Below are 26,763 nucleotides of genomic sequence, written 5' to 3' on the forward strand. Positions count from 1 at the left end.
CGTCCATCTTGCCGTCGTCGGGGAAGTGACGGGAAGGAAGGCGACCCTAAGTTCTGACGTCGCACTATCTTGACGTCAAGATATCACACCGGCACCACGTCTCGACTAGCCTCCCCGCGTGCCGACACTCCTCCACCTCAACGGTCCCTCGGGCGTCGGCAAGTCGACGCTCGCCCGCGCGTACGCCGACGCCCGTCCCGGCACGCTGGTGTGCGACATCGACGACCTGCGCTCGTGGGTGTCCGGGTGGGAGGACGACTTCGTCGGCACCGGCGAGGCGGTCCGCCAGACCGCGCTCGCGCTGATGACCGCCTACCTCCGCACGGGACGCGACGTGGTCCTCCCCCAGCTCATCGTCACCCCGGCCCAGGTCGAGAGGTTCGAGGCGGCCGCGGCGGACGCCGGGGCGTCGTACGTCGCCGCGGTGCTCGACGTCGACCCCGACGTGCTGCTCGAGCGCCTGCACGCGCGTCCGGTCACGCCCGTGACCGCGGTCGTCTCCCGGATCATCGAGGAGCGGGGCGGCGACCCTCTCGTCCTCGAGGGGCGGCAGCAGCTGCTCGACCTCGCGCCGCAGAAGGGTTGGACCGTGGTCGACACGACCGACCGCGACGCCGCACTGGCTGCGCTCGGCCGGCTGGCCCGGCCTCTGGCCTAGTCGATCCCGGCCACCTTGTCGAGGCGCTGCAGCAGGTCGTGGGCGGCGAGCTCCACCTGCTTGTGCCGCCACTCCGCGGCCCGGTAGACGCACGCGATCAGCCCGGAGCGGTGGACCCGGCGCAGGTCGCCGTACACGAACGCGTACCTCGCCTTGGTCCCGTCGTTGGCGCCCTCGGTCAGGCCGAGGTGCCAGGCGGCGTAGTCGTCCCACGAGTGCTTCTCGAGGTAGGCGTTCTGCGCCTCGGCGTCGGGCTGGACGTCGCCCCAGTCGCTGTCCAGGACGTACTGCCGCCCGTCGATGAGGCGGCGGGCGTGGGCGACGGCGTCCTTGTTGACCTCGTAGGTGGCCATGCCGACAGCCTGCCACGACTCAGAAGCCGAGCACCTTGCCGAAGGCTGAGTAGAAGGCATCGAAGACCTTGGCGATCGGGTTGCTGGGCCCGTCGCCGCTGGACTTCTGCCAGAAGAGCGGGTGGGCGCCGGCGAACTCGTCGTCGACGAGCGGCGTCCTCCCCCACAGGTACGGCCAGAACACCTCGGTCCGGTTGACCCCCACGACCAGACGCGAGTCGAAGCCCATCACGAGGTTCTGCTCCATCCGCGTGGACCTGCCCCCTGGATCCGTCGCGACGACGTCACCGCTGCCCTGGACGATGAGGCTGCCGGTGCCGGCGAACATGATGTAGCGCACCTGCCACGTCGCCAGGGACTGGATGCCCCACCGCCACCGTGTCTCCAGCTCCGGGGCGCCGATGACGCCGACGACGTGGCGGGGACGCATCACCAGGCCGGGGTGGTCCTCGAAGTCGATCCGCATCAGGTACGAGTCCGGGTCGTCGGGCGTCGCCAGGGTCGCCGACGTGGCGTCACCGTCGCCGGTGACCCGGCTCAGGCCGTAGAGCCCGGCGGCGAAGCTGATGAACGGAGCCGACCAGTCGTAGAGGAGCCGGCTGCGGATCTGGCCCTGCACCGGACGCACGTGCTCCGAGCGCGCCGAGAGCACCTCGCCCTCGTCGAGCCGGACCGTCAGGGTGCGCTGGGCTGTGGAGGTCCGGAGGACGGTCGGCCCGCGCTCGGGGCCGCCGGCCAGGTGGATCGGGCGGTGGGCCCGCTTCACCAGCGGCATCAGCACGAAGTAGCTCACGACGCGCAGCAACCCGGGCGCGAGCACGAGGAGGAGCGCGGTCCACACCAACCACTTCCACGACCGTGCCCAGAGGTCGACGACCCGTCCGGCCACGGAGTTCTGCGCCTTCCGAAGCCGGGACTCGTCTGCCTCGGCCTGGGCGAGCTCGGACGAGGTGTTGTCGATCTCTCGCTTCTCGGACGCGAGACCTCCGTCCTCGCCCAGCCGGTCGAGCTTCTGCTCGTTCGTCAGCGACGGGTCGGCGAGGACCGCGGCGGCGGCCCGGGCGTCCGCGAGGTTCTCCTCGAAGGTCGCCAGGGCGTCCTCTGCCGCGTCCAGCGCCTTCTGCGCGTCCTCACAGGGGTTCGGGCCGGGCAGGACCTCCTCCGCCAGGCTCTCGAGCCGGCCGCAGACGTCACCGCGTCGGTCGTCGACCTCCGCCTCCTGGTCCGCGACCCGCCCGGTTCCCGCATCGACCTCGGCCTCCACCTCGGCCGTCAGGGTCTCCGTGGCCTTCGCCTGGGCCTCGTCGTAGGCGCTGCTCAGCTCGTCGAGCTCGGCCTGCAGGTCCGCGCGCCGCTGTGCCACCTGCTCGAGACGGTCCCGTTCCGCCTCGGCCTCGCGGAGGACCGGGATCAGCGCCGACATCAGCAACAGGCCGAGGAACAGCGTCAGGACCACGCCTGCGAAGAGTCCCAGCTTCTTCAGCGCGAAGCCGAGGACAGCCGAGAGGAGACGCACCCGCCCGATCCTAGGTGCGCATCAGCCCGCTCCGGGGCCGACTCTCCTCAACAGGGCCACGCATTCGACGTGGTGGGTCATCGGGAAGACGCCGAAGATCCGGAGCGTGAGCGCGATCCTTTGCGGCCGGCTGCACTCAGGAGGCGTAATCGGCCTCTGACCTGCGGCGATGTCGTCCCTTCGGTTTGCGGGCGACGGAGCGGTGTTGCGGGCCTTCGCGAATCAAAGCGAGCCCATTCCGAGCCCTCCTCTTTGTGGGCTCCGACGGTCGCAAGCGATTGCAGCCAACCATCCTGGCCGGGCACCGGCACCTCGCGGAGGGCGTCGTACGTCGAGCACTGGTCCTCCCAGCGCTCCTCATCGCCGACCTCGAACGGATTCCCCATATCCTGCCGCCGTCTCCAGCCTGGTCAGCTTGGTGACTGACCCGGCAGCGCGACGGTCAGCAGCACGGCTGCGTCGCCGACCGCCTCGAGATCGTGCCGTGCCGGCGGGATCACCAGGTGGTCGCCTGCCTCACCGTCCCAGGTCTCCCTCCCGGCGTGAAGCCTGACGCTGCCGTGCAGCACGTGCAGCGTCGCCTCGCCGGGACTCTCGTGCTCGCCGAGCCGTCGCCCGGCGGCGAGGGCGACGACTGTCTGGCGAAGTGCATGTTCTCGTCCGCCGTGAAGGGTGTGGGCGCTACGGCCGGCGCTGCTGTTGTTCGCCTTCTCCAGGTGCGCGAGCACGAGTGCGGTCAGGGAGGTGCTGTTCACGTGGACGTCCTTCCATTGATGGCAGTTGCGGCAGCTCTGGAGGCAACGTCGACGTCAGAGCAGAACCCTGATCCAGAGCGCTTGAGGCAGACCAGCCCGAGAAGCGTGAGCTCTGCATCAACCACGGCCAGCCGACGCTGCTCGGCCTGTACGAGGAAGGCACGTACGGCAGCGACGGGCGCGTCGGGCGACACGGTGCGACCCGACAGGACGGAGTAGACCAGGGCCCGATGATCCCCGGGGACGTCCGTCGCGTCGCTGCGGGTCAGCGTCCCGCAGAGCTTGTCGCCGTGGGTCAGCAGGATCATGTGGACGTGGTCGTCGGCCAGGGCCGCGCGTACGTCGTCGATGGAGGCGTCCGCTGGCAGGCTCTTGGGATGGGTGACCATGACGTCCCCGGCCACGCCCACCTCCGGTGGATCCTGGCCATCGGTCCCGTCGAGCACCTCGTGGTCGAGCGGGCTCGCGAACCTCATCGCCCGACCTGGTCCCAGCCGCGCCGCGTAGGCGTGCTGCCGGGCTGGCCGGGGCGGGAGTCGCGCGAGCGGTAGACGATATAGGGGCGGGTGAGGTAGCCGATGGGGGCGGAGAAGACATGGACAAGTCGGGTGAATGGCCACAGGGCGAAGAGGGCGAAGGCGACGAGGGCGTGCAGCTGGAACCCGATCGGCGCGGCCCCCATCAGGTCGGGGTCGGGGCTGAAGGCGAGGAAGGAGCGGTACCAGACCGAGACGCCCTCGCGGTAGTTGTACTCCCCGCCGAGGCTGAAGATCGACCCGGCGATGGTGTTCCACATGCCGAGGACGATGGCGGCGCCGAGGAAGGCGTACATGACCTTGTCCATGGGCGTGGTGGCGCTGAAGACCGGGCCGACCGTGCGGCGTCGGTAGATCAGGATGGTCATTCCGACCAGTGCCATGACGCCCGCGACGAGACCACCGGCGACGGCGAAGAGGTGGTAGAGATGATCATCGATGCCGATGGCCTCGGTCCATGACCGGGGCACGAGCAGTCCGATCACGTGTCCGCCGACGACGCCGAGCATGCCGAAGTGGAACAACGGCGAGCCCAAGCGCAGCAACTTGTCTTCGTAGAGCTGGGAGGAGCGGGTGGTCCAGCCGAACTTGTCGTAGCGGTAGCGCCAGGCGTGTCCGATGACGAACGTGGCGAGGCAGAGGTAGGGCACGATGACCCAGAGCAAGGTGTTCACCGTGGGGCTCCTACGGGGATCGTCGCGCTGGAGATAAGGGTCGGGCCGGTGGACAGGGCCGGGTCTGCGCCGTAGCCGGACAGTCCGACCTCCTCGGCCGGTGGGCCCTGCTCGACGAGTCGGCGTACAGCCTCGGCCTCGTCGCCGGCCAGCTCTCGCAGGGTGCCCGAGACAGCCGTCAGGGCGCCCGCCCAGGGCGAGCCCACCGAGCCGTCGTCGTTGCGCCAGCCGGCGAGTGCGATGCGCAGCATCTCGACGCCCGCCCGGTGGTCCTCGAGCAGCTGCCGGGCGATCGCGGCGTCCACCGTGGCGCCGAACTGCAACACGGCACACAGGTGGTCGGGCAGCTCGCCGTGCACCTCGGACCACTCGACGCCGCCGCTGCGGTATGCGTCCTTGAACGCCACCAGGGCGGCTCCGCGCCTGCGCGTGTCGCCGTAGGCGAAGTAGGTGAGGTAGAGCGCGCACTTGCGGGTGTGGTCGAAGGTGGCGACGTAGTCCTGCTGAAGCACGCGCAGGTCCGTGTCACGGAGGTGCGCGAACAGCGGGGCGAGGTAGGCGTCGTCGGGGACCAGTGCCTCGAGCTGGTCGAGGGAGGAGACCAGCTCCTCGGTCGGGTAGTCGAGCAGGACCGAGCAGACGGCCCAGGTCCTCGCCGCGTCCTCGTGACGATCAGCGGAGCTCCTGCGGCGGAACCTCATCGGTCACCTCCGCCCTCACGCGGGGGGAACAAGCCCTCTGGTGTCCCCTTGCCGTCCCAGTTGAGCAGGTTCACCCGCGACGACTTGTCGTCCGGTGAGGCGACCGAGTCGGCGGTCTGCCGGTCCTGGAGCATCCGGAAGTTCTCCACCGCCACCGGCGTCGGGTATCCCGCACCCTCGCCCAGCAGCGCCTGGTCGTAGTACGAGCCGGCGGCGTCGAAGTCGACCGAGCAATCGGTGGCCAGCTCCTCGAGCGCGTGGGCCTGCTCCGCGTGGGCCGGAGGGATGACGTAGCGGTCGGCGTACTTGGCGATCGCCAGCAGGCGGAACATCTCGTACATCTCCTCCTCCGTCATGCCGACAGCGGCGGGGATGGACGGGTCGGTCTCACGGCTCAGGTTGATGTCGCGCATGTAGGACCGCATCGCGGCGAGCTTTTTGAGCACCCCGGTCACGGGCTCGACCTCGCCCGCCGTGAAGAGGTTGGCGAGGTACTCGACGGGGATCCGCAGGGTGTCGATCGCGGCGAACAGGTTGCCCCGGTCCTCCGCGTCCTCACCGGTCTCCTTGACCACGTCGACCACGGGCGACAAAGGCGGGATGTACCAGACCATCGGCAACGTGCGGTACTCCGGGTGCAGGGGCAGGGCGACCTGGTAGTCGGTGATCAACCGCAGCACGGGCGACTTCTTCGCCGCCTCGATCCAGTCCGCCTCGATGCCCGCGGCAAGAGCCTCCCGCTCGATCTCGGGGTCGCGGGGGTCGAGGAAGACCTTGCGCTGCGCCTCGTAGAGGGCGTGCTCGTCCTCGACTGCGGCAGCCTCGAGGACCGCGTCGGCGTCGTAGAGCATCAGCCCGATGTAGCGCAGCCGACCCACGCAGGTCTCCGAGCACACGGTCGGGATGCCGACCTCGATGCGCGGGTAGCAGAAGGTGCACTTCTCGGCCTTGCCGGTCTTGTGGTTGAAGTAGACCTTCTTGTACGGGCAACCTGACACGCACATCCGCCAGCCGCGGCAGCGGTCCTGGTCGACCAGGACGATGCCGTCCTCTTCTCGCTTGTAGATCGCACCGCTGGGACACGACGCGGCGCACGAGGGGTTGAGGCAGTGCTCGCAGATGCGCGGCAGGTAGAACATGAAGGTCTGCTCGAACTCGAGCTTGACCTTGTCCTCGATGCCCTTGAGCATCACGTCGCGCGCCGCGTGCTCCTGCGAGCCACCGAGGTCGTCGTCCCAGTTGGCCGACCACTCGACGTTCAAGTCCTTGCCCGAGAGCAGGCTCTTGGGGCGGGCCACGGGGAAGGTTTCGGTCTGTGGCGAGTTGAGCAGCGTCTCGTAGTCATAGGTCCACGGCTCGTAGTAGTCCTCGATCGAGGGGAGCTTGGGGTTGGAGAAGATGGTGAGCAGTTTCTTCATCCGGCCGCCGGCGCGCAGCGCCAGACGCCCATTGGGCTTGCGCACCCATCCGCCCTGCCACTCGTCCTGGTCCTCGTAGGTCCGGGGGTAGCCGAGGCCGGGTCGGGTCTCGACGTTGTTGAACCAGACGTACTCGGTGCCGGTGCGGTTGGTCCAGGCCTGTTTGCAGGTCACCGAGCAGGTGTGGCACCCGATGCACTTGTCGAGGTTCATCACCATCGCCATCTGGGCCATCACGCGCATGTCAGTACTCCACCTTCGCGGTCCGCTTGCGGATCATGGTGACCTCGTCACGGTTGTTGCCGATCGGGCCGATGTAGTTGAAGAAGTAGGACAGCTGGGCATAGCCGCCGACGATGTGGTTGGGCTTCATCAGGATGCGCGTGAGGCTGTTGTGGATGCCTCCGCGCTTGCCGTCGCGCTCGGTGAGTGGGACGTCGATGAGCCGGTCCTGGGCGTGGTGCATGTAGACGGTGCCCTCGGGCATGCGGTGGCTCACGATGGCGCGCGCTGCGACCACGCCGTTGCGGTTGACCATCTCGATCCAGTCGTTGTCCTTGATGCCGACCTTGGTGGCGTCCCGGTCGGACATCCAGACCGACTGCCCGCCGCGCGAGAGCGAGAGCATGAAGAGGTTGTCCTGGTACTCGGAGTGGATCGACCACTTGTTGTGCGGGGTCAGGTAGCGCACGGAGACGCCGAGCTCGCCGGTGGTGCCGATCTCTGGCTCCCCGAACAGGTGGGTCATGTTCAGAGGTGGGCGGTAGACCGGGAGCATCTCGCCCATCCCGAGGAACCAGTCGTGGTCGACGTAGAACTGCTGTCGGCCGGTGAGGGTGTGGAACGGCTTCTTCCGCTCGATGTTGATCGTGAAGGGGCTGTACCGCCGCCCGCCCGACTCCGAGCCGGACCACTCCGGCGAGGTGATCACCGGCACAGGCGCGACCTGGGTGTCGGCGAAGGTGATCTGCTTGCCCTCGTGCTCGGCGGCGAGGTCGGCGAGCTCCGTCCCGGTCCGCTTCTCCAGGAACCGGAAGCCCTGGGTCGCCAGGTGCCCGTTGGAGACCCCTGCGAGGTGGAGGATCGCGTCGGCCATCTGGATGTCGGTCTCGACCTTGGGCTGCCCGTCGCCGGCGCCACCGCGAGCGACGCCGTTGCGGGTGCGCAAGATGTCGATCTCCCGCTTGACGTCGTAGGCGACGCCCTTGGTGAGCATCCCGACGTTCTCCATGAGCGGGCCGATCGAGGTCATCTTGTCGAAGATCGCGGTGTAGTCGCGCTCGGCCACCGCGATCACCGGCATCGTCTTGCCCGGGATGGGGTCCACCTCGCCCGTCTTCCAGTCCTTCACCACGCCGTGCTCGCTCGCCATCGCCTCCGGGGTGTCGTGCCACAGCGGCTTGGCCACCACGTCCTTGCGCGTCCCGAGGTGGGTCTCGGCGAGATCGGAGAACTTCTTGGCGATGACCTTCCAGGTGTCCCAGTCCGACTTGGTCTGCCACGGGGGTGCGATGGCGGGATTGAAGGAATGGACGAACGGGTGCATGTCGGTGGTCGACAGGTCGTGCTTCTCGTACCACGTGGCCGCGGGCAGCACGACGTCGCTGAAGATCGTCGAGGAGGTCATCCGGAAGTCGATGGTCATCAACAGGTCGAGGCGGCCCTCGGCGGCCCTGTCGGGCCACTCCACGTCAAGCGGGCGCTGGTCGGGCGGGGCCTCGACGGCGGTCGCCGCCGAGTCCGTGCCGAGCAGGTGACGCAGGAAGTACTCGTTTCCCTTGGCTGAGGACCCGAGCAGGTTCGAGCGCCACAGCGACAGGATGCGGGGGTGGTTGTCCTCGTGCTCGGGGTCCTCCACCGCGAAGCGGAGGGCACCGTCCTTGAGCTGCTGGGCGACGTAGGACGGCGCGTCCATGCCCGCCGCCTCGGCATCGTCGGCGAGCTGCAGGCTGCTGCGGTCGAAGGTGGGGTACGACGGCGACCACCCCAAGCGCACCGACTGGGCCAGCAGGTCCATCACCGATCGCCCCGCGAAGACCCCCGTGCCGGCGTCGAGGTCGTCGGCGCTGAAGGTGTCGTAGCGGTACTGGGAGGTGTTCACGTACCAGTACGCCGTCTGGTTCATGTGCCGCGGCGGGCGGTGCCAGTCCAGGGCGAACGCCATGTGCTGGAAGCCCATGATCGGGCGGATCTTCTCCTGGCCGACGTAGTGCGCCCAGCCGCCGCCGTTGCGGCCCTGAGTGCCGGTGATGGTGGTGAGGAGCAGGATCGCGCGGTAGATCTGGTCGGAGTGGAACCAGTGGTTGACCCCCGCCCCGAGCAGGATCATCCCTCGTCCGTTGCTGTCGATGGCGTTCTGCGCCCACTCCCGAGCCAGCCGGGTGACCTGGCTCGCGGGGACGCCGGTGTGCTGTTCCTGCCACGCGGGGGTGGCCGGCACGGCGGGGTCGTCGTAGCCGTGCGGGTCGTCGGCGTCGGTGCGGGGCCACTGTCCCGGCAGGCCCTCGCGTGCCACGCCGTACTGCGCGAGCAGCAGGTCGAGCACGGTGGTGACTACGCGTTCGCCCACCCGGGCCACTGGGACGCCGCGGCGCTCGTGGGCGACCTTGCCGTCGGCGGCGTCGAAGCGCGGGAGCTCGACCTCGACGGCCTCCCGGGTGCCGCCTTGGTGGTCGCGGTACATGCTGAGCGCGGGGTCGATGTCGCCGAGCTCGAGGTTCCACTTCCCGGCGCCCTCTTCGCCGAAGCGGTCTCCGATCGACCCGTGCGGGATCCGCACCTCGCCGGTGCCGGCGTCGATGAGCGCCGGCTTCCACATGGCGTTCTCGCTCGTCCCGCCGAGGTCCCCTTCGACGAGGAACTTGCCGGGCCGGTAGGAGCCGTCCGCGGACGGCTCGAGGCACACCAGGTGCGGCAGGTCGGTGAACTGCTTGGTGTAGTCGGCGAAGAACGGGATGGTGCTGTCGACGTAGTACTCCTTGAGGATCACGTGCCCCATCCCCATGGCGAGTGCGCCGTCGGTCCCGGGCGCCGGGCTGACCCACTCGTCGGCGAACTTCACGCTCTCGGCGTAGTCGGGGGCGACGGCGATGACCTTCTGGCCGCGGTAGCGCGCCTCGGTCATCCAGTGGGCATCCGGGGTGCGCGTGGTGGGGACGTTGGAGCCCCACATCATCAGGTAGCCGGCGTCCCACCAGTCGCCCGACTCCGGGACGTCGGTCTGGTCGCCGAACATCTGCGGCGAGGCGTTGGGCAGGTCGGCGTACCAGTCGTAGAACGACAGCATCGGCGCGCCGATGAGTTCGAGGAATCGGGCGCCGGAGGTGTAGGACACGGGCGACATCGCCGGGATGGGCGAGAACCCGGCGATTCGGTCCGGACCCCAGCGCTTGACGGTGTACACATGGGCTGCGGCGACGATCTCGGTGACTTCATCCCAGCTGGCCCGGACCAGTCCGCCCTTGCCTCGGGCCTTCTTGTACGCGCGTGACTGCTCCTCGTCCTGGACGATGGAACCCCAGGCGACGACCGGGTCGCCGTACGTCTGCTTGGCGGCGCGGTAGAGGTCGAGGAGCACGCCGCGGACGTAGGGGTAGCGCACCCGGGTGGGGCTGTAGGTGTACCAGGAGAACGCGGCACCACGGGGGCATCCGCGGGGCTCGTACTCCGGTCGGTCGGCGCCGGCGCTGGGGTAGTCGGTCTGCTGAGCCTCCCAGGTGATGATGCCGTCCTTGACGTAGACCTTCCACGAACAGGAGCCCGTGCAGTTGACTCCGTGGGTGGAGCGCACCACCTTGTCGTGGCTCCACCGGTCCCGGTAGAACGCGTCGCCATCGCGGCCGCCCTTCTTGTGGAGGCTGCGCTGGTCGTCGCTGACCTCCGCCTTGGTGAAGAACTGGCGACCCGAGATCAGGGCCTGCTGCATCGGGCTGTCAAGACTCATGCGGAGACTCCTCGCGTGGCGGGTCGACTGGCTGGTGGACGTGATGGTCTGCGAAGGACTGGCGTGTGGTGACCTGGGCGTGGCAGAGGTTCGGACCGACGAAAGGGCTGATGGAGACACCGATGTCGTCCTCACCGAGCTGGTGCAGGGCTCCACGCAGCAGGCCCTGGTGGATGCCGCACACGACAGCGGTGTTGGCGCGCGCGAGCTCCATGAAGGGGCAGTCGGCGAGAGCGATGCTGCACGTCCGCCCGCCGTCGCTGGTGGTGAGCTCAGGCGAGTAGCCCCAGTCCCGGAGCAGGTCGACGAGAGGGCCGATCTTGCCGAGCCATGCTCCGGGAGACGACGCCGGAGCAGATGCCGACAGCGGCAGGTGGTCGCGTGCCCACCGCTCCCCCGCCTGCTCAGGGGTGTCATTGGTGCTGAATGACTCCGTCATCAGCTCGAGGAGGCGGAGTAGGTACGTGGCCCTGTCCACGTCGTGGGCGTGGGGTGGGAGCGAGTACAACTTGCGGGGCCGGCCCACGCCAAATGCGGTGGTGAGGTGCGAGGCGATGATGCCGGCGGCCTCGAGGCGATCGGTGTGGAAGCGCACCGTGGTGGGATGGAGCCCGAGCACCTCGCCGAGCTGGGCCGCCGTCATCCCTCCGGGATCGACATCGCCCTCGGCCGGATGATGCTGCTGCAAGGCATCAACGATCGCCCGGCGCGCTGGCGAGGCGAGCAGACCGGCGCCGGCAACGGCGCTGTGCGTCTGCTCGGAGGTCACCCCCTCACCATCACCCGTATTGGAAGGACGGGCAACGGGTCCAAAGTCCCGTATTGAAAGGACCCTCGGACGTGGCCGCCGACTCGGACGGATGAGGAAATGCAGGAGCACACTTCTCATCCCGCCGCTGCAGCAGCCAGCCGTTGCCCAGGAGAGCCCATGCCGTCCGTGAGCCCGCCCAGTCAGGTCCCCAGCCGAGCGCGCGGTCAGGACAGCACGAATGGCGTCGTAGGAGCAGGCCCTACCCGAGTGCTCGTGCTCTCGACCGCGGGCTTCACCCTCATGTTCGCGGTGTGGCTGATGTTCGGGATCCTCGGGAAGCCGATCAGTGCCGAGTTCGGTCTGTCCGAGGTCCAGCTGTCGTGGATCATCGCGGCGGCGGTGCTCAACGGCTCCTTGTGGCGACTCCCCGCCGGCATGATCACGGACCGGATCGGTGGCCGGAAGGTGATGACCTTCCTGCTGCTCGGATCTGCTTTGCCGGCCTACCTCGTCTCGAGGGCCGACTCCTACGCCATGCTGCTGGTGCTGGCCTTCTTCGTCGGATTCGCCGGCAACTCGTTCAGCTCTGGCATCGCCTGGAACTCGGCCTGGCAGCCGCGCCGCCACCAGGGCTTCGCACTCGGGATCTTCGGTGCCGGCAACGTCGGGGCCTCGGTCACCAAGTTCGTCGGCCCACCGCTGATCGCAGGCACCACCGTCGGGGCGACCTACCTGGGCATCTTCCCCGGCGGATGGCGCTTCGTCCCGGTGCTGTACGCCGTTCTGCTGGTGATGATGGCCGCGGCGACCTGGTTCCTCGCCCCGCACGCGGACCGGGCACCTGGTGCGTCACAACCACTGGCCCAACAGCTCACACCCCTCAAGCAGGTCCGCGTCTGGCGCTTCGCGCTCTACTACGTGGCCTTCTTCGGCGCCTACGTCGCTCTGGCCGCCTGGCTGCCGACGTACTACATGGACAACTTCGACGTCTCCCTGCAGACCGCGGCGTACCTGACCGCCTCCTACATCTTCCCGGCCTCGCTGCTGCGCCCGTACGGCGGTTGGCTCTCCGACCGGTTCGGCGCCCGCCGGGTCATGTACTGGTCACTGAGCACCATGCTGCTGGTCTCGGCGCTGCTGATGATGCCCAACGGCCACATCGTCATCGATCACACCGACGGCCGCGAGACCGAGCATCTCGCCTACGCGATCGGGCTTGCTCCCTTCGCGGTCCTGGTCTTCCTGCTGGGGTGCGCGATGGGCGTCGGCAAGGCGGCCGTGTACAAGCACATCCCCGAGTACTTCCCCGACAACGTCGGCACCGTCGGCGGTCTGGTCGGGATGCTCGGCGGCCTCGGCGGCTTCTTCCTTCCGCCGCTGTTCGCCTACACCAAGGCGTGGTCCGGGTTCCCCTCGAGCACCTTCTTCGTCCTGTTCGTCCTGACCGTCGTCTGCCTGGCGTGGATGCACTGGACTGTCGTCCACATGTTGCACACCGAGTCGCCCGAGCTGGCGCGACACATCGAGCGGCCGAGCGAGGCCCGTGAGGAGACACTGGTATGAGCTCCACGACATCGACCACGTCCGGAGAGTGGCTGGAGTCCTGGGACCCCGAGGACGAATCGACCTGGGACTCGGGACTCGCCTGGCGGACCCTGTGGATCACCACCTTCTGTCTGACCCTGGCCTTCGTCGCCTGGTTCCTGCCCAGCGCCATCATCCCGAAGCTCAACGCCCTCGGGTACAACTTTAGCAGCTCCCAGCTGTACTGGATGGCTGCCATGCCCGGGCTCTCAGCAGGCTTGTTCCGACTCGGGTGGATGACACTCCCGCCGATCCTCGGCACCCGGAAGATGGTCTCGCTGACGACGCTGCTGCTGATCGCATCCACGCTCGGGTGGGGCGTACGCGTGCAGTCCCCCACCGCGCCCTACTGGGAGCTGATGGTCCTCGCCTTCCTCGCCGGCATCGGCGGCGGCGCGTTCTCCGGCTTCATGCCCAGCACGTCCTACTTCTTCCCACGCAACAAGCAAGGCACGGCTCTAGGTCTCCAGGCCGGACTCGGCAACTTCGGAGTCTCGCTGGTCCAGCTGCTCACGCCGTACCTGATCGCCGCTTCGTTCTTCGCCTTCCTCGGCGACAGCCAGGACCTCTCCGTCGCAGGCAAGCCATCGACGGAGGTCTGGTACCAGAACGCCGCCTTCGTGTGGATCCCGCTCATGGTGATCGGCGCCGCACTGGCGTGGACGATGCTCAAGTCGGTGCCGATCAAGGCCAACATCCGCCAGCAGTTCGACATCTTCAACAACACCGACACCTGGTTGATGACCCTGCTCTACATCATGACGTTCGGGACGTTCTCCGGGCTGGCCGCTCAGTTCGGGCTGTTGATGTCGAACCTCTATGGCTCCGGCAACGCTGACATCGTGAGCGGCGCCGGTGCCACCGCCACCCTCCTGGTCGACGGGTACGCCGTGCCGGACCCGGTGAAGTTCGTCTTCCTAGGCCCACTCATCGGCGCGGGCGCTCGCGTGGTCTTCGCTCCGCTGACCGACCGCATGGGAGGGGCGGTGTGGACGTTGATCTCCGGTCTCGGCCTCATCGTGTCCATCGCGTACACCCTCCCCGCGCTGACCCCGGACCTCAGCTCGGCCGCCAGCCTCGACTCTGACTTCGACCAGTTCCTGTGGGGCATGCTCGCGATCTTCCTCTTCGCCGGAATCGGGAACGCCTCGACCTTCAAGCAGATGCCGATGATCTTCGAACGCCGCCAGGCCGGCGGCGTGATCGGTTGGACTGCCGCGATCGCCGCCTTCGGGCCGTTCTTCTTCGGTGTCGGGATCACCACCATCGGAGCCACCGCCTTCTACTCCGTGGGGATCGCTTGGGCGGTGATGTGTGTCGTGATCACCTGGGTGCGCTACGCACGCAAGGGAGCCCCGCGCCCCAGCTGAGCCGCTCGGTTCCCGCAGCCGCTAGCAATCAGTCGCAGGCTCGAGCAGCGCAACGCACTCCGTGTGACTGGTCATCGGGAAGAGGTCGAAGGCGCGGATGGCCGCCAGCTCGTAGCCGTGCTCGGCGAAGATCGCCACGTCGCGACCCAGCGCGGCGGGGTCGCAGGCGACGTACGCCACCGCGCGGGGACGGCGGTCGACCACCTGTTCGACGACGGCGCGCTTGGCGCCCTCGCGAGGCGGATCGAGGACGACGAGGTCGAACGGCTCGTCGAAGCCGCCCCGCAGCACCCGGTCCACCGGACCGCACTCGACGACCGCAGGCTTCAGCGGCGCGAGGTTGGCGCGGGCGTGCTGGCAGGCCGTGCGGTCCGCCTCCACGGCGACCACGCGGGCACCGGTCGCCTCGCCGACGAAGCGCCCGAACAGCCCGACGCCGGCGTACAGGTCGAGCGCCCGCTCCCCCGACTGCGGGTCGAGCAGGTCGAGGACGGTCTCCACCAAGACGCGGGGCGCCTCGGGGTGGACCTGCCAGAAGCCGTCGGCGGCGACCGAGAACGGGTGGGTCTGGTCGCCGGCGGTGACGTCGTGGGTCACGGGGTCGAGCGAGCCCTCGTCGGCACGGGCGTCCCCGGGGCGGGCGCCCTCGGCCGCGATCAGGCAGTCCTCGACCGGGACGAGGGTGTGTGATCGGTGGGCCCGCATGGCCGGCCTGCCGTCCGGAAGGGCGGCGTACCGCTGGCGGGTGCGCCACCGGAGGCCGTCGTCGGGACGTCCCTCGACCGGCACGGCCTCGACCTCGAGTCCGCGCACCAGGTCGGAGTCGGCGTCGAGCTTGCCGAGGCGGACCAGCTGCTCGCGGACGACGGCGGCCTTCAGGTCACGCTGGGCCGGCAGGGCGACGTGCTGGAAGTCGCAGCCGCCGCAGAGGCCGGGACCGGCGTACGGGCACGGCGGCGCCACCCGGTCGGACGACGGCGTCTCGACCGACACGGCGTCGCCGCGCCAGAACCGGTCACCGTCGGTTCCCTCGGTGACCTCGACGACGACCCGCTCGCCGGGCAGCGCGTGGCGGACGAACACGACCCGCGACTCCGGCTCGGGCAGGCGGGCCACGCAGTGCCCGCCGTGCGCGATCGGGCCCACCTCGACCTCGAAGCGCTCACCGACGCGCGAGCGACCGCGCGCCTTCCGCGGGCGGTTGGTGCGGCTCACAGGTCGTCGATCTGCCGCGACGAGCTGCGCGAGGCCACCCGTCCGCGCCGCAGGTCGCCGGCGTGGACGCGCACCTCGTCGCGCGCCTCTCGCTCGCTCGCGATCAGCGACGAGCGGAGCTGGTAGGGCACCGAGATCACCATGACGCCCGGCGTGAACAGCAGCCGACCCTTGAGCCGGAGCGCGGTCTGGTTGTGGAGCAGCTGCTCCCACCACCGGCCGACGACGTACTCGGGGATGTAGACCGCGACGACGCCGCGGGGGCTGGCCCGGCGGATCTCCTGGGTGTACTCGACGATCGGCCGCACGACCTCGCGGTAGGGCGAGTGCAGCACCTTCAGCGGGATGTCGAGGTGCCGCTCGTCCCACTCCTCCAGGAGCCGGTTGGTGGCCTTGGTGTCGATGCTGACGTAGATCGCCTCGAGGACGTTGGGGCGGGTGGCGCGGGCGAAGGCGAGCGCCCGCAGCGTGGGCTTGTGCAGCTTGGAGGCCAGCACGATCGCGTGCACGCGGGTGGGCATCACCTTGTCCTGCTCGTCGGCCGCGAGCTCGAGCTCGACCCGCTCGTAGTGGCGCCCGATGCCCTTCATCACGAAGAAGAAGAAGGCCATCGCGAGGATGGTGATCCAGGCGCCGGCGAGGAACTTGGTGATGAGCACGATGACGAGCACCACCGCGGTCATGCCGAGGCCGAAGGTGTTGATGGCCCGCGATCTCAGCATCCGACGACGCGACGCAGGGTCGGTCTCGGTCCTCAGGTGGCGGGTCCAGTGCCGGATCATGCCGAGCTGGCTGAGGTTGAACGAGACGAAGACGCCGACGATGTAGAGCTGGATCAGCTTGGTCGTCTCGGCGTCGAAGATCCAGATCAGCAGGATCGACATGGTGGCGAGGAAGACGATGCCGTTGCTGTAGGCGAGGCGGTCGCCGCGCGAGCCCAGGGACCGCGGCGCCAGACCGTCCTGGGCGAGGATCGACCCGAGCACCGGGAAGCCGTTGAAGGCCGTGTTGGCTGCCAGCACCAGGATGATCCCGGTGACGGTGAGGACGAAGTAGAAGCCTGGCGAGAAGTGGTCGAAGACCCCGGCCGCGATCTGGGCGATCACCGGGTGCTGGTCGTAGCCCGCGGGGACCGCCTCCCCCGACGCCGTACGCAGCCGCTCGAGCTCGTGCGGGTCGACGTAGCGGATCGCCATCTGCTTCGCCAGCACGATGACGCTCATCATCATCGAGATCGCGATCAGGCCGAGGAGCAGCAGCGTGGTCGCGGCGTTCTTGCTCTTGGGCTTGCGGAAGGCAGGCACGCCGTTGCTGATCGCCTCGACGCCGGTCAGCGCGGCACACCCCGACGAGAACGCGCGGGCGAGGAGGAACAACAGGCCGACCTGGGTCAGCGGTCCGTCCCAGCCCTCCTGAGGCTGGATGGAGAGGTGGGCGCTCTCGGCCTCGGGGAGGTCGCCGGCGAGCAGGCGGAGCAGCCCGAACGCACACATGCCGAGGATGGCGACCATGAACAGGTAGGTGGGCACGGCGAAGAACGAGCCGGACTCGCGCACGCCGCGGAGGTTCATGGCGGTCAGCACGACCACCGCCACCGCTGCGACCGTGGCCTCGTGGCCGATCAGCCCGTTGATGGCGCCGGCGGCGTACTGCGCGGCCGAGGAGATCGACACCGCGACGGTCAGGACGTAGTCGACGAGGAGGGCGCTCGCCACCGTGACGCCGGCGTTGCGGCCGAGGTTGACCGTGGCCACCTCGTAGTCGCCACCGCCGGACGGATAGGCGTGCACTGTCTGCCGGTAGCTCGCCACCACGGTGAGCATCACCAGCGCGACGGCGATGCCGATCTTCCAGGACCACACGTAGGTCGAGGCGCCCGCCACGGCCAGCATGATGAAGATCTCGTCCGGGGCGTACGCCACCGACGACAGCGCGTCGCTGGCGAACACGGGCAGCGCGATGCGCTTGGGCAGCAGGGTCTCGCCCAGCTGGCTGCTCCGCAGCTTGCGGCCCAGCAGGATCCGCTTGGAGACATCGCCGACACTCACGGGCGGCAAGCCTAGACCCGGGGACGGCAGATTCCTCGCTGGGATACGGTTCTGGCGTGCACGTCGTGATCATGGGTTGTGGCCGCGTCGGTTCGACGCTTGCCCGCAGCCTCGAGGACCGCAACCACACGGTGTCCGTCATCGACAGCGAACCCGACTCGTTCCGACGTCTGGGTCCGGAGTTCAACGGCGACAAGATCACCGGCTACGGCTTCGACCAGCAGGTGCTGGAGAAGGCCGGCATCCGCCGGGCCGACGCGTTCGCCGCGGTCTCGAGCGGTGACAACTCCAACATCATCGCGGCGCGCGTGGCGCGGGAGACCTTCGGGCTCCAGCAGGTCGTGGCTCGCATCTACGACCCGGGCCGCGCCGAGGTCTACCAGCGCCTCGGCATCACGACCGTCGCCACGGTGAAGTGGACGGCCGACCAGGTGCTGCGGCGCCTGCTGCCCGCCGGCGCGGAGCCCGACTTCCGCGACCCGTCGGGCACCATCCGGGTCGACCACATCCCGATCCCCGAGGTCTGGGTCGGCAACCGGACGGTCGAGTTCCAGATGCAGTCGCGGAGCCGGATCGCCTGGATCGACCGGCTGGGCGAGGGCATGCTGCCGACGCGGGAGACGGTGCTCCAGGAGGGCGACATGCTCCACATCGTGATCCGCGAGGAGAACGCCGCGCATGCCTACGCCGTGCTCGAGGCCGGCCCCGAAGACGACTGAGACGACTGAGAAGCCAGGAGCACTGCTGACATGCGCGTCGCCATCGCCGGAGCCGGAGCCGTCGGACGCTCGATCGCCCGCGAGCTGATCGAGAACGGCCACCAGGTCCTCCTCATCGACAAGAACCCGTCCTCGATCCGCCCCGAGCGGGTCCCCAACGCCGAGTGGCTGCTCGCCGACTCGTGCGAGCTGTCCTCGCTCGCCGAGGCCCAGCTGGGCAAGTGCGACGTGGTCATCGCCGCCACAGGCGACGACAAGGCCAACCTGGTCACCTCGCTGCTCGCGAAGACCGAGTTCGGAGTGCCGCGCACCGTCGGCCGGGTCAACCACCCGAACAACGAGTGGCTCTTCACCGAGGCGTGGGGCGTCGACGTCAACGTCTCGACCCCGCGCATCATGTCGGCCCTGGTCGAGGAGGCCGTCTCCATCGGCGACCTCGTGCGGCTGTTCACCTTCCGTCAGGGAAACGCCAACCTGGTCGAGATCACCCTGTCGGCCGACTCCCCCTACGTCGGCACCCCGGCCGGCCTGGTCCCGTTTCCGGAGAACTGCGCTCTCGTCACGATCCTGCGCGACGGGCAGGTCTACACGCCCGAGGCCGAGCAGCCGCTCGAGTCCGGCGACGAGCTCCTGTTCGTGGTGCCTGCCGAGGTCGAGACCGAGCTCGAGCGCCTGCTGTCGCCCAGCCAGCACCACGGCTGACCGGACGCCTCAGGCAGTCGCGGGGTCGCTCGCGACCGGCGTCTTGTTGCGCGAGAGCAGCCAGACCATCGAGCCGAGCGCGGCCAGCTGGAGCGGCCAGCCGAGCACGATCTTGAGCACCCCCAGCGCCGCCACGGCCGCGTCGGGGTCGATCGACCCGGACGACCCGGCCAGCCAGATCGGGGCCTGCACGGCCACGCGGATGATGCACGGGGCGACCAGCAGCCAGGTCAGCCGGCTGCAGAGCTTCACGACCTGACGGTCGGAGTGCCACGCGGTGGCGTCCCCGGTGATGCTGCCGACCATGAAGCCCACCAGCGGCCAGCCGATCAGGCACGTGAACGCGAGCACGACGGCGTACCCACCGTTGTAGAGGATGCCGGGCAGGAAGTACGCCAGCGCCTGGTCCTGCTCGGAGCCACCGGCGGCGGCGGAGCGGTGCACGAAGTACCAGCCGATGCCGATGCCGAACAGCGCGTTCACGACGAACTGGACCGTCGAGCGCTGCACGAGGCGGACCACGAGCAGCAGGAGCGCGGCGCCGATGCTGACGAAGAGGGCCGTGTTCAGGTCGCGCATCGTCAGCCAGGTGACGGTGAACAGGATCGTCGGCACGGCTGCCTCGGCCATGCCGCGGCGTCCGCCGAGGGCCTTGGCAAGCTGCTGGCGGACGACCGCCTCGACCGTGTCGGCCTCCACTGCGTGGGGCTGGTCGGTCACGGGCGCAGCTCGTACCGGGGGTTGAACATGAGGGGCACGCCGCCCTGCCGGCCGATGCAGCCCGCCACGGTCACCGACCGGCCGGGGTCGACGCCGGTGATCCGGCGGCGGCCCAGCCACACGACGGTGATCACGCCGGAGCCGTCGTCGAGCTCGGCCTCCAGGGCGGGGACGCCGCCGCGGGGACGGAGGGTGACGGTGCGGAGGACGCCGTTGACGATGACGTGCTCACGCTCGGGGGCGTCGGCGATCGCGACCGCCTCGGTGCTGGTGTGGGACTGGCGCAGGTCGCGCTGGTGCTGGTCCTGGCTGTCGGCCCACTTCGAGAGTGCCTGCCGCAGCTTGCTCTTCTCGCCCACGGCTCACCTCACCCGGCGGGCATCATCGGGCAGCCGCACCGGGAGCGGCTCACCGACGGGCATCGCGGCGTCGCCGCGGCGTACGACGACCTGGGCGAGCGCGTCCTCCCAGTCCGAGGTGGCATCGGGCTCGACGGCGGGACGGCCGAGGAAGGACGCGCGCAGCATCCAGCGGTCGCCGTTGATCCCGATGATCCGCGACGGCTGGGTGGCCGTCGTGCCGTCGGGACGCGTCACCGGCATCTGGCAGACCAGCTCGGTGCCCCAACGGCCCTCGCGCTCGGTGGCGTGGCCGCCACGGCGGGTCATGTCCTCGGCGATCTGCGGGCGCACGTCCGACCAGAGGTCGCCGTTGCGCGGGGCCGCGAAGGCCTGGAACTCGCACGCCCCGTCGGAGCCGGCGAGCATCACGGCGCGCACCTGGCCGCTGGCCTCGTCGACCTGGAGCCTCAGCTCACGGTCGGCGATGGCGGGCACGAGCACCGAGCCGAGGTCGGCGCGCTCGACGCCGTCGCCCTCGACCTGGGAGACGTCGAAGGGGCCGGAGGCGTCCGACGTCTCGGGGGCCGCCTCGGCGGCGGCCGTCTCCTCGCCCGGCTGGGCGGCCTCGTCCTTGCGACGGAACCTCACGTCAACTACTCCTTCGTCACGACCGGCTCAGGAACGCGAGCCGGTACCTGTAGAACCGTAGCCCCCGGCTCCCCGGACCGACTCGGGCAGCACCCCCACCTCGACGAAACGGGCGCGCTCGTAGCGCTGGATGACCAGCTGGGCGATCCTGTCTCCGCGGCTCAGCGTGACCGGCTCCACGGGGTCGTGGTTGATCAGCAGCACCATGATCTCGCCTCGGTAGCCCGCGTCGACGGTGCCGGGAGTGTTCACGATGGAGAGCCCGTGGCGGGCCGCGAGCCCCGACCGCGGGTGCACCAGCGCGACGAACCCGTCCGGCAGCGCGATCGAGATGCCGGTCGGGACGAGGGCGCGCTCCCCCGGGCCCAGCGTCACGTCGATCGTCGTGTGCAGGTCGGCGCCCGCATCCCCGGGGTGGGCGTACGACGGCAGCGGCAGGTCCGGGTCGAGGCGGATGACGGCGATCTCGAGGTCGTGGTCGGGCACGAGGAGTGAATCTATAGGCTCTGCGCCGTGGACTACGCCGAACGCCTCACCGTCCCGTTGCGCTGGTGGGCGCAGGGCACGATGCTCGTGGCGTCACTCTGGCTGGCCGTGCTGGCCGCCACGCCCGGCGTCGTCGCCTGGTCCGTGACGTTCGGCGCGCTGGCGCTGATGGTCGCCCTGTTCGTCGGCTACGGCCGGGCGCGAGTGGGCATCGAGGAGGGCCAGCTCCGCGCCGGTCGCGCCCACATCCCGCTCGAGCACGTCGGTTCCGTCGCCGCCCTGGACGCCGAGGCTTTGCGTCGCCAGGCCGGCGTGGACGCGGACGCCCGGGCCTACCTCCTGCTGCGGCCCTACCTCAAGCGCGGCGTCCGGGTCGACATCACCGACCCCGCCGACCCCACGCCGTACTGGCTGGTGAGCTGCAAGCGGCCCGACCGGCTGGTCTCAGCCCTAGAGGCGTCCCGGACCCGGTAGCGGGCTCGCTAGGCTGCCGACATGGCCTCCACGGACTCGAACAGCAAGTTCTACTCGGCGTTCTCGCTCGTCGCCGCCCTCGGCGCAGCGGCCGTCGCCAAGAAGGGCCTCAACTCCTCCTGGCGCGCCGCAACGGGCAAGAACCCGCCGGCCAACCCCGCCGACCCCGACGTCAGCATCGCCGAGGCCATCATGTGGGCAGCCCTCAGCGGCACCCTGATCGGCGTCGCCCGGATGCTCGCCACTCGCCGCGCGGCGCACTACTACGCCAAGTCCACCGGCCACCTGCCCCCGCAGCTCCAGAAGGACGGCCAGGACGCCGACAAGGCCCCCGCCCCGCAGTCCTGACCCACAGCCCCAGCGGCGGGCACGACCTGGGAAGCCAGGGTGGTGCGCCCTGCCGCGAGCCGCGCCCCTTGGGTCGCCGTACTAGCCCTTGAGTCTCCGAGCGACTCAACGTCGAGAACGCGCCCGCCGATCCGCCCTCCGTCCTAGCCCTTGAGTCTCTGAGCGACTCAAGGGCTAACGGCGTGCGCCGGACGACCCGACCGTGGACCTTGAGTCTGTGGGCGACTCAAGGGCTAGTACGCGGAGGGTGAGGGCAGTGGCGGTCGATGTCGAAAGACTGGCCAGCAAGTGTCCACAGGGAGGCGTATCGAGGCGGCGGGGTCGGTCCTGTGGAGAGCTGGGACCTGAGGGTCGGTGGCTCGGGGTGTGATGTCGGGACGACGAGATTCCGGCGCACAGGGGGAACGACCTGATGGACGACAACGAGCCGCACACCGACACAGCCACCTCCGCCGAGCCGACGATCGACCCGGCGGCGTGGGACTGCCTGGCCAACTGGAGCGAGGCCGAGCGGGAGTACTTCTGGATGGGGCCGTTCGGAGGTGGGGTGCCCGGGGTCGTCCGACGGATCCGGCGGATCCTGGACGTCTCGCAGCGCGGCCTCGCGGCGATCCTCGGGGTCTCCCAGTCGGTGGTCGCGCGATGGGAGACCGGGCGGACGAGCCCGCGCGTGGACGTGCTGCAGCGGATGCTGCGGCTCGCCGGCGTGAAGGTCGAGCTCCGGGACGAGGCGACCGGCGAGCCGGTGGAGCCGATGCGTGCTGACGGGGCGCGGAAGCACGGTGGCAGCCGGTTCCCGGCACACACCGACCTGACCGCGACCGGGTGGTGGATCCCGCGGGAGTTCCGCGAGATGACGACGGTCGACTACTTCGTCTGGCGTGACCGCTCACGCAAGCGGCGCGACCCGGCGATCAGGTACCGGCTGAACCCCTACCTCAAGCGCCGGGAGCGGGCGTTGTTCGGCGTCCCGTGCGACCATCCCGCCGTCCACCAGCTGGCTGCTGAGGCCGAGCACCTCGACGAGGTCCGGGAGGCGAGGTTGGGGAGCCGGCGGGGCCTGCCACCGGCCGCCTAGAACGGACATGACACAGCGCCCGCTCCTCGGGCGAGGGGCGGGCGCTGTCTCTGTCTGAGGTGGTGCCTGCTCAGATGCAGTCGCGGCAGATGAGCTTCTTCTCATCGGCCAGCTGCGACCTGTGGTGAACCAGGAAGCAGCTCATGCAGGTGAACTCGTCGTCCTGCCGCGGCATGACCTCCACCGCAAGCTCTTCGTGCGAGAGGTCGGCACCGGGGAGCTCGAAGGACTCGGCCGCCTCGGTCTCGTCCTCGTCGACCTTGCCGGAGTTCTTGTCGTGGCGGCGGGCCTTGAGCTCCTCGATGCTCTCCTCGCTCTGGTCCTCCTCGGACTTGCGCGGTGCGTCGTAGTCGGTGGCCATCGGATCCCTCTCCCCATGCTGTGGCTCGTGCTCGCCGGATCACGGCGGGCTGAGACCAGTTGTGCTCGTCGTCGGCGCCAGATTGTGCACCATGAACCGGTTCCGTGGTGAGCCGGTCCGCAACGTGTCGCATGAACAGTGGGCCACGTCTCGCTATTCCCGCGAGTCGGGGGTGATCCCGACCACCTTTTCGGGCGTGCGCTGACCACCGTCCAGGCGTGCGGGGCGACAGTAGTTCAGGCGACGAAACCGGTCTCGCGCAGCTTGTCCACGAAGGCGTCCCACCCGTCGATCGGTGTCGCCACGACGACCCCGTGACTGGTCCACCCCTCGAGCGACTTCGTCCCGGGGAGCACCCCGAACCGGCCGCCGGCCTCGCCCAGGATCACGGCTGCCGCAGACCAGTCCCACGGCAGCGGGCCCTCCTCGACGTACGCGTCCGCAGAGCCGTCGGCGACGTGGCAGATGTCGAGCGAGCTCGAGCCGATCCGGCGGATGTCACGGACCTGGGGCAGCAGCTTCGCCAGGCACTCGGACTGATGCGCGCGCACGTCGGGGCGGTAGCCGAACCCGGTCATCACCAGACGCTGGCCGACAGGCGGGCTGGGCCGCACGGAGATGGGCGCACCGTCACGGGTCGCGCCGTGGCCGAGCGCAGCGGCGTACACGACGTCGGTCAGGATGCCGACCACGGCCCCCGCGACGAGGACGCCGTCCTGCTCCGCGGCGACCGATACGGAGCAGTCGCGGATGCCGTAGAGGTAGTTCACCGTGCCGTCGATCGGGTCCACGATCCACCGCACCCCGCTGGTGCCCTCGTGGTCGTCACCCTCCTCACCGAGGATCGAGTCGTCGGGCCGGAGCTCGAGCAGCCGCTCGCGCAGCAGCTCCTCGGTCGCGTGGTCGGCCCGCGTCACGACGTCGGTGGCACTCGACTTGGTGTCGGCCACGTCCACGCCCTCGCTGCGCATCCGGCGCGCCAGGGTGGCCGCCTCGCGACCGACGGTGAGGGCGACCTCGCGCAGCTCCTCGGGCGTGGCGCTCACGAGTCGACCCCGCACAGGGCCGGGCGCGGACCGCGGGGGTTGGGACAGCACCCCGCAGCGCACAGGTCCGGTCCCGGCGGGAGGGAGCCCAGGGCCGGGCGCTCCGGCTGCTCCCCACGCTCGGCCGCGGCGCGCTCGACGACCAGCTCGCGGACCATCGTCACGAAGCGCTGGTCGGTGCCCGAGGTGGCGGCCCGCACGGCCTGGATGCCCAGCCGCTCGGCGGTCGCCAACGCCTCGGTGTCGAGGTCGTAGATGACCTCCATGTGGTCGGACACGAACCCGATCGGCACCAGCACGACCTGCGCGACGCCGTCGGTCGCGAGCTCCTCGAGGTGGTCGTTGACGTCGGGCTCGAGCCATGGTGTGGACGGGGCGCCCGAGCGCGAGCAGTAGACGAGGTCGTGGCGGTGCGCCCGACCCGTGGCCTGCTTGACCCGACGCGCGACCTCGTCGACGGCGCTGCGGTGCTGTCGGACGTAGGCCCCTCCGTTGTCCGGCCCGCCGCTCGTCTCCGCCATCGACGTCGGGATCGAGTGCGTGACGAACACCAGGCGCGCCCGGTCGCCGTGGTCGGGCAAGCCGGTCAGGGCCTCGACGCACGCGTCGACCACCGGGTCGATGAAGCCGGGGTGGTTGAAGTACTGCCGCAGCCGGTCCAGCCGTGGAGCCCCCGGCGTCGCGGCGACCGCGTCGAAGAGGTTCTCGCGGTACTGCCGGCACGACGACCACGACGAGTACGCCGACGTGGTGAAGACCGCCGCCCGCTCGACGCCGTCGGCGACCATCTGCGCGACCGTGTCGGCGAGGTACGGCTCCCAGTTGCGGTTGCCGAAGTAGATCGGCAGGTCGATGCCCTGGTCGGCGAAGTCCTTCTCCAGAGCGCCGATCAGCGCACGGTTCTGGTCGTTGATCGGGCTGCGTCCGCCGAACAGGAAGTAGTGCTGCCCCACCTGCTCGAGCCGCTCGCGAGGGATCCCCCGCCCGCGGGTCACGTTCTCCAGGAACGGCACCACGTCCTCGGGCTTCTCCGGGCCCCCGAAGGAGAGCACCAGGAGAGCGTCGTACGGCTTCACGTCGGGGTGACCCGCGGGATTCATGCTGCCAGCGTAGAGCGCCCTACGATCACCTCGATGCTCGACTCCTACCGCCGGGTCCTCGCCCGTCCCGGCGCCCTCGCCTTCAGCAGCGCCGCGCTCGTCGCCCGGCTGCCGATCTCCATGGTCGGGCTCGGCATCGTGCTGCTCGTCGAGCACCGCACCGGTTCCTACGGGTACGCCGGCACGGTCTCAGCGGTGTTCGTCCTCGCAGAGGCCGCGTTCGCCGTGCTGCACGGCCGGCTGGTCGACTCCTTCGGCCAGTCCAGGGTTCTGCCGCTCGCGATCTCGCTCTTCGGGGCCGGGCTCGCACTGATGATGGTCGCGGTCGAGCAGGACTGGCCGCGCGTACTGACGTACGTCTTCGCAGCCGTCGCCGGCGCCGCGCTCCCCCAGGTCGGCGCGAGCGTCCGCGCGCGCTGGGCCTACGTGCTCGACGACCCCGGTCAGAAGCAGACGGCCTTCGCCCTGGAGGCGGTCCTCGACGAGGTCGTCTTCGTGGTGGGTCCGGTGCTCGTGACGCTGCTCGCCACCAGCTGGCACCCCGTCGCCGGCCTGACGACGGCCATCGTGACCGGACTCGTCGGCACCTACGCCTTCGCCGCCCAGCGCAGCACGGAGCCGCCCGCCGGACGGACACAGGAGGCCAGCGGGTGGGCACCGATGCCGTGGCACCTCGTGCTCCCCCTCGCGCTCGTCTGTCTCACCCTGGGGGCGCTCTTCGGCGCCGCCGAGGTCACCACCGTCGCGTTCGCCGAGGAGGCGGGCAAGCGCTGGGTCGCCGGCTGGCTCCTTGCCACGTGGTCCTTCGGCAGCCTCGTCGCAGGGCTCGTGACGGGCGCGATCGTCTGGCGCAGCGGTCCGGAGGTGCGGCTGCGGTGGGGCTCGGCGGCAATGGCGCTGGCGATGGCACCGCTGATGTTCATCGAGTCGGTCCCGCTGATGGCGGCCGTGCTGCTCGTCGGTGGCCTCGCGATCGCACCCACATTGATCGGTGCGATGACGATGGTCGAGCAGGCGGTGCCGTCGAGCCGGCTCACCGAGGGCATGGCGATCCTGCACACCGGGATCGTGGCCGGTGTCGCGCCCGGCGCGAGCATCGCAGGCTTCGTGGTCGACCACAGCGGCGCGTCGGCGGCGTACTCCGTCGCGCTCGTCGGCGGGATCCTGGGCGCGCTCGTCGCCCAGACCGCCCGAGCAGGTGGGTCACCCCGCTAGCCT

Annotated in this window: 27 protein-coding genes; 9 read left to right on the forward strand and 18 right to left on the reverse strand. The window is 69.7% G+C overall.

Annotated features, from left to right (window positions below; translation table 11 throughout):
- The first annotated feature begins 118 nt into the window (after nucleotides 1–118).
- The gene (locus tag J2X46_RS17280) at nucleotides 119–658 is read left to right on the forward strand and encodes an AAA family ATPase (protein WP_310252725.1); all 540 of its coding nucleotides are present in this window, start codon (nucleotides 119–121) and stop codon (nucleotides 656–658) included.
- Here the strand turns inward: J2X46_RS17280 and J2X46_RS17285 are convergent.
- From J2X46_RS17285 to J2X46_RS17325, 9 genes are all read right to left on the reverse strand, one after another.
- Complete coding sequence (locus J2X46_RS17285) at nucleotides 655–1,011, reverse strand: hypothetical protein (RefSeq protein WP_310252727.1); 357 nt, start codon at nucleotides 1,009–1,011, stop codon at nucleotides 655–657. The genes J2X46_RS17280 and J2X46_RS17285 overlap by 4 nt on opposite strands.
- Before the next feature lie 19 nt (nucleotides 1,012–1,030).
- Nucleotides 1,031–2,527 carry a hypothetical protein gene (locus tag J2X46_RS17290; RefSeq protein WP_310252729.1) on the reverse strand — a complete coding sequence of 499 codons (1,497 nt, stop codon included), beginning with the start codon at nucleotides 2,525–2,527 and terminating at the stop codon, nucleotides 1,031–1,033.
- A gap of 410 nt (nucleotides 2,528–2,937) precedes the next feature.
- A complete protein-coding gene (locus J2X46_RS17295) occupies nucleotides 2,938–3,282 on the reverse strand; it encodes a cupin domain-containing protein (protein WP_310252730.1) in 345 nt (114 codons plus the stop codon).
- Nucleotides 3,279–3,758, reverse strand: a complete 480-nt coding sequence (locus J2X46_RS17300) for a CBS domain-containing protein (RefSeq protein ID WP_310252731.1) — start codon at nucleotides 3,756–3,758, stop codon at nucleotides 3,279–3,281. The genes J2X46_RS17295 and J2X46_RS17300 overlap by 4 nt, the downstream gene beginning before the upstream one ends.
- Nucleotides 3,755–4,492, reverse strand: coding sequence for a respiratory nitrate reductase subunit gamma (gene narI / locus J2X46_RS17305; RefSeq protein ID WP_310252732.1), 738 nt, complete (start codon nucleotides 4,490–4,492; stop codon nucleotides 3,755–3,757). The genes J2X46_RS17300 and narI overlap by 4 nt, the downstream gene beginning before the upstream one ends.
- Nucleotides 4,489–5,193: a nitrate reductase molybdenum cofactor assembly chaperone gene (narJ, locus tag J2X46_RS17310; protein ID WP_310252733.1), complete on the reverse strand. Its 705-nt coding sequence runs from the start codon at nucleotides 5,191–5,193 to the stop codon at nucleotides 4,489–4,491. Before narJ ends, narI begins: the two co-directional genes overlap by 4 nt.
- A complete protein-coding gene (gene narH, locus J2X46_RS17315; protein ID WP_310252734.1) occupies nucleotides 5,190–6,854 on the reverse strand; it encodes a nitrate reductase subunit beta in 1,665 nt (554 codons plus the stop codon). Before narH ends, narJ begins: the two co-directional genes overlap by 4 nt.
- A 1-nt stretch (nucleotide 6,855) precedes the next feature.
- On the reverse strand, nucleotides 6,856–10,554 hold the full coding sequence (locus tag J2X46_RS17320) for a nitrate reductase subunit alpha (RefSeq protein WP_310252735.1): 3,699 nt from the start codon (nucleotides 10,552–10,554) through the stop codon (nucleotides 6,856–6,858).
- A complete protein-coding gene (locus J2X46_RS17325; RefSeq protein WP_310252737.1) occupies nucleotides 10,544–11,323 on the reverse strand; it encodes a helix-turn-helix domain-containing protein in 780 nt (259 codons plus the stop codon). The genes J2X46_RS17320 and J2X46_RS17325 overlap by 11 nt, the downstream gene beginning before the upstream one ends.
- A gap of 255 nt (nucleotides 11,324–11,578) precedes the next feature.
- On the opposite strand from J2X46_RS17325, the gene J2X46_RS17330 reads away from it, so the two are divergent.
- Together J2X46_RS17330 and J2X46_RS17335 are read left to right on the forward strand one after the other, a co-directional pair.
- Nucleotides 11,579–12,868, forward strand: coding sequence for an MFS transporter (locus J2X46_RS17330; protein ID WP_310252739.1), 1,290 nt, complete (start codon nucleotides 11,579–11,581; stop codon nucleotides 12,866–12,868).
- Complete coding sequence (locus J2X46_RS17335; RefSeq protein WP_310252741.1) at nucleotides 12,865–14,259, forward strand: MFS transporter; 1,395 nt, start codon at nucleotides 12,865–12,867, stop codon at nucleotides 14,257–14,259. Before J2X46_RS17330 ends, J2X46_RS17335 begins: the two co-directional genes overlap by 4 nt.
- Nucleotides 14,260–14,280: 21 nt before the next feature.
- On the opposite strand, the gene J2X46_RS17340 is transcribed toward J2X46_RS17335, so the two are convergent.
- Complete coding sequence (locus J2X46_RS17340) at nucleotides 14,281–15,474, reverse strand: TRAM domain-containing protein (protein ID WP_310252742.1); 1,194 nt, start codon at nucleotides 15,472–15,474, stop codon at nucleotides 14,281–14,283.
- On the reverse strand, nucleotides 15,471–17,522 hold the full coding sequence (locus J2X46_RS17345; RefSeq protein WP_310252744.1) for an APC family permease: 2,052 nt from the start codon (nucleotides 17,520–17,522) through the stop codon (nucleotides 15,471–15,473). Before J2X46_RS17345 ends, J2X46_RS17340 begins: the two co-directional genes overlap by 4 nt.
- Nucleotides 17,523–17,578: 56 nt before the next feature.
- Here J2X46_RS17345 and J2X46_RS17350 point away from each other — a divergent pair, with 56 nt between their 5' ends.
- Both J2X46_RS17350 and J2X46_RS17355 read left to right on the forward strand, forming a co-directional pair.
- Complete coding sequence (locus tag J2X46_RS17350; protein WP_310252746.1) at nucleotides 17,579–18,241, forward strand: TrkA family potassium uptake protein; 663 nt, start codon at nucleotides 17,579–17,581, stop codon at nucleotides 18,239–18,241.
- A gap of 30 nt (nucleotides 18,242–18,271) precedes the next feature.
- Nucleotides 18,272–18,943: a TrkA family potassium uptake protein gene (locus tag J2X46_RS17355; protein WP_310252747.1), complete on the forward strand. Its 672-nt coding sequence runs from the start codon at nucleotides 18,272–18,274 to the stop codon at nucleotides 18,941–18,943.
- A gap of 9 nt (nucleotides 18,944–18,952) precedes the next feature.
- On the opposite strand, the gene J2X46_RS17360 is transcribed toward J2X46_RS17355, so the two are convergent.
- Genes J2X46_RS17360 through dut form a run of 4 tightly spaced genes read right to left on the reverse strand, consistent with a single transcriptional unit; the run spans nucleotide 18,953 to nucleotide 21,138 of the window.
- Complete coding sequence (locus tag J2X46_RS17360; RefSeq protein ID WP_310252749.1) at nucleotides 18,953–19,663, reverse strand: DUF3159 domain-containing protein; 711 nt, start codon at nucleotides 19,661–19,663, stop codon at nucleotides 18,953–18,955.
- Nucleotides 19,660–20,022, reverse strand: coding sequence for an OB-fold nucleic acid binding domain-containing protein (locus J2X46_RS17365; RefSeq protein WP_310252751.1), 363 nt, complete (start codon nucleotides 20,020–20,022; stop codon nucleotides 19,660–19,662). The genes J2X46_RS17360 and J2X46_RS17365 overlap by 4 nt, the downstream gene beginning before the upstream one ends.
- A gap of 3 nt (nucleotides 20,023–20,025) precedes the next feature.
- Entirely contained in the window at nucleotides 20,026–20,652 is a 627-nt protein-coding gene (locus J2X46_RS17370) for a DUF3710 domain-containing protein (protein WP_310252752.1), read from the reverse strand.
- Nucleotides 20,653–20,679: 27 nt separating this feature from the next.
- Nucleotides 20,680–21,138, reverse strand: a complete 459-nt coding sequence (gene dut / locus J2X46_RS17375; RefSeq protein WP_310252754.1) for a dUTP diphosphatase — start codon at nucleotides 21,136–21,138, stop codon at nucleotides 20,680–20,682.
- 27 nt (nucleotides 21,139–21,165) lie between these two features.
- Here dut and J2X46_RS17380 point away from each other — a divergent pair, with 27 nt between their 5' ends.
- The 3 genes from J2X46_RS17380 (at nucleotide 21,166) to J2X46_RS17390 (ending at nucleotide 23,038) form a co-directional block, all read left to right on the forward strand.
- Nucleotides 21,166–21,612: a DUF3093 domain-containing protein gene (locus tag J2X46_RS17380; protein WP_310252756.1), complete on the forward strand. Its 447-nt coding sequence runs from the start codon at nucleotides 21,166–21,168 to the stop codon at nucleotides 21,610–21,612.
- Between the two features lie 21 nt (nucleotides 21,613–21,633).
- Nucleotides 21,634–21,960 (forward strand): DUF4235 domain-containing protein, encoded by a 327-nt coding sequence (locus J2X46_RS17385; RefSeq protein ID WP_310252757.1) that lies wholly within the window; start codon nucleotides 21,634–21,636, stop codon nucleotides 21,958–21,960.
- A gap of 412 nt (nucleotides 21,961–22,372) precedes the next feature.
- On the forward strand, nucleotides 22,373–23,038 hold the full coding sequence (locus J2X46_RS17390) for a helix-turn-helix transcriptional regulator (RefSeq protein WP_310252758.1): 666 nt from the start codon (nucleotides 22,373–22,375) through the stop codon (nucleotides 23,036–23,038).
- A gap of 70 nt (nucleotides 23,039–23,108) precedes the next feature.
- On the opposite strand, the gene J2X46_RS17395 is transcribed toward J2X46_RS17390, so the two are convergent.
- The 3 genes from J2X46_RS17395 to J2X46_RS17405 all read right to left on the reverse strand — a co-directional run bounded on the left by J2X46_RS17395 (nucleotide 23,109) and on the right by J2X46_RS17405 (nucleotide 25,545).
- Nucleotides 23,109–23,399, reverse strand: coding sequence for a DUF4193 domain-containing protein (locus J2X46_RS17395; RefSeq protein WP_056600397.1), 291 nt, complete (start codon nucleotides 23,397–23,399; stop codon nucleotides 23,109–23,111).
- Between the two features lie 236 nt (nucleotides 23,400–23,635).
- The gene (locus J2X46_RS17400) at nucleotides 23,636–24,445 is read right to left on the reverse strand and encodes an inositol monophosphatase family protein (protein ID WP_310252765.1); all 810 of its coding nucleotides are present in this window, start codon (nucleotides 24,443–24,445) and stop codon (nucleotides 23,636–23,638) included.
- Nucleotides 24,442–25,545: a ferrochelatase gene (locus J2X46_RS17405; protein WP_310252767.1), complete on the reverse strand. Its 1,104-nt coding sequence runs from the start codon at nucleotides 25,543–25,545 to the stop codon at nucleotides 24,442–24,444. Before J2X46_RS17405 ends, J2X46_RS17400 begins: the two co-directional genes overlap by 4 nt.
- A gap of 33 nt (nucleotides 25,546–25,578) precedes the next feature.
- Between J2X46_RS17405 and J2X46_RS17410 the strand changes: the two genes are divergently transcribed.
- Complete coding sequence (locus J2X46_RS17410; protein WP_310252769.1) at nucleotides 25,579–26,760, forward strand: MFS transporter; 1,182 nt, start codon at nucleotides 25,579–25,581, stop codon at nucleotides 26,758–26,760.
- Nucleotides 26,761–26,763: the final 3 nt, after the last annotated feature.

This window comes from Nocardioides sp. BE266 (genome assembly GCF_031457855.1).
GTDB lineage: Bacteria > Actinomycetota > Actinomycetes > Propionibacteriales > Nocardioidaceae > Nocardioides.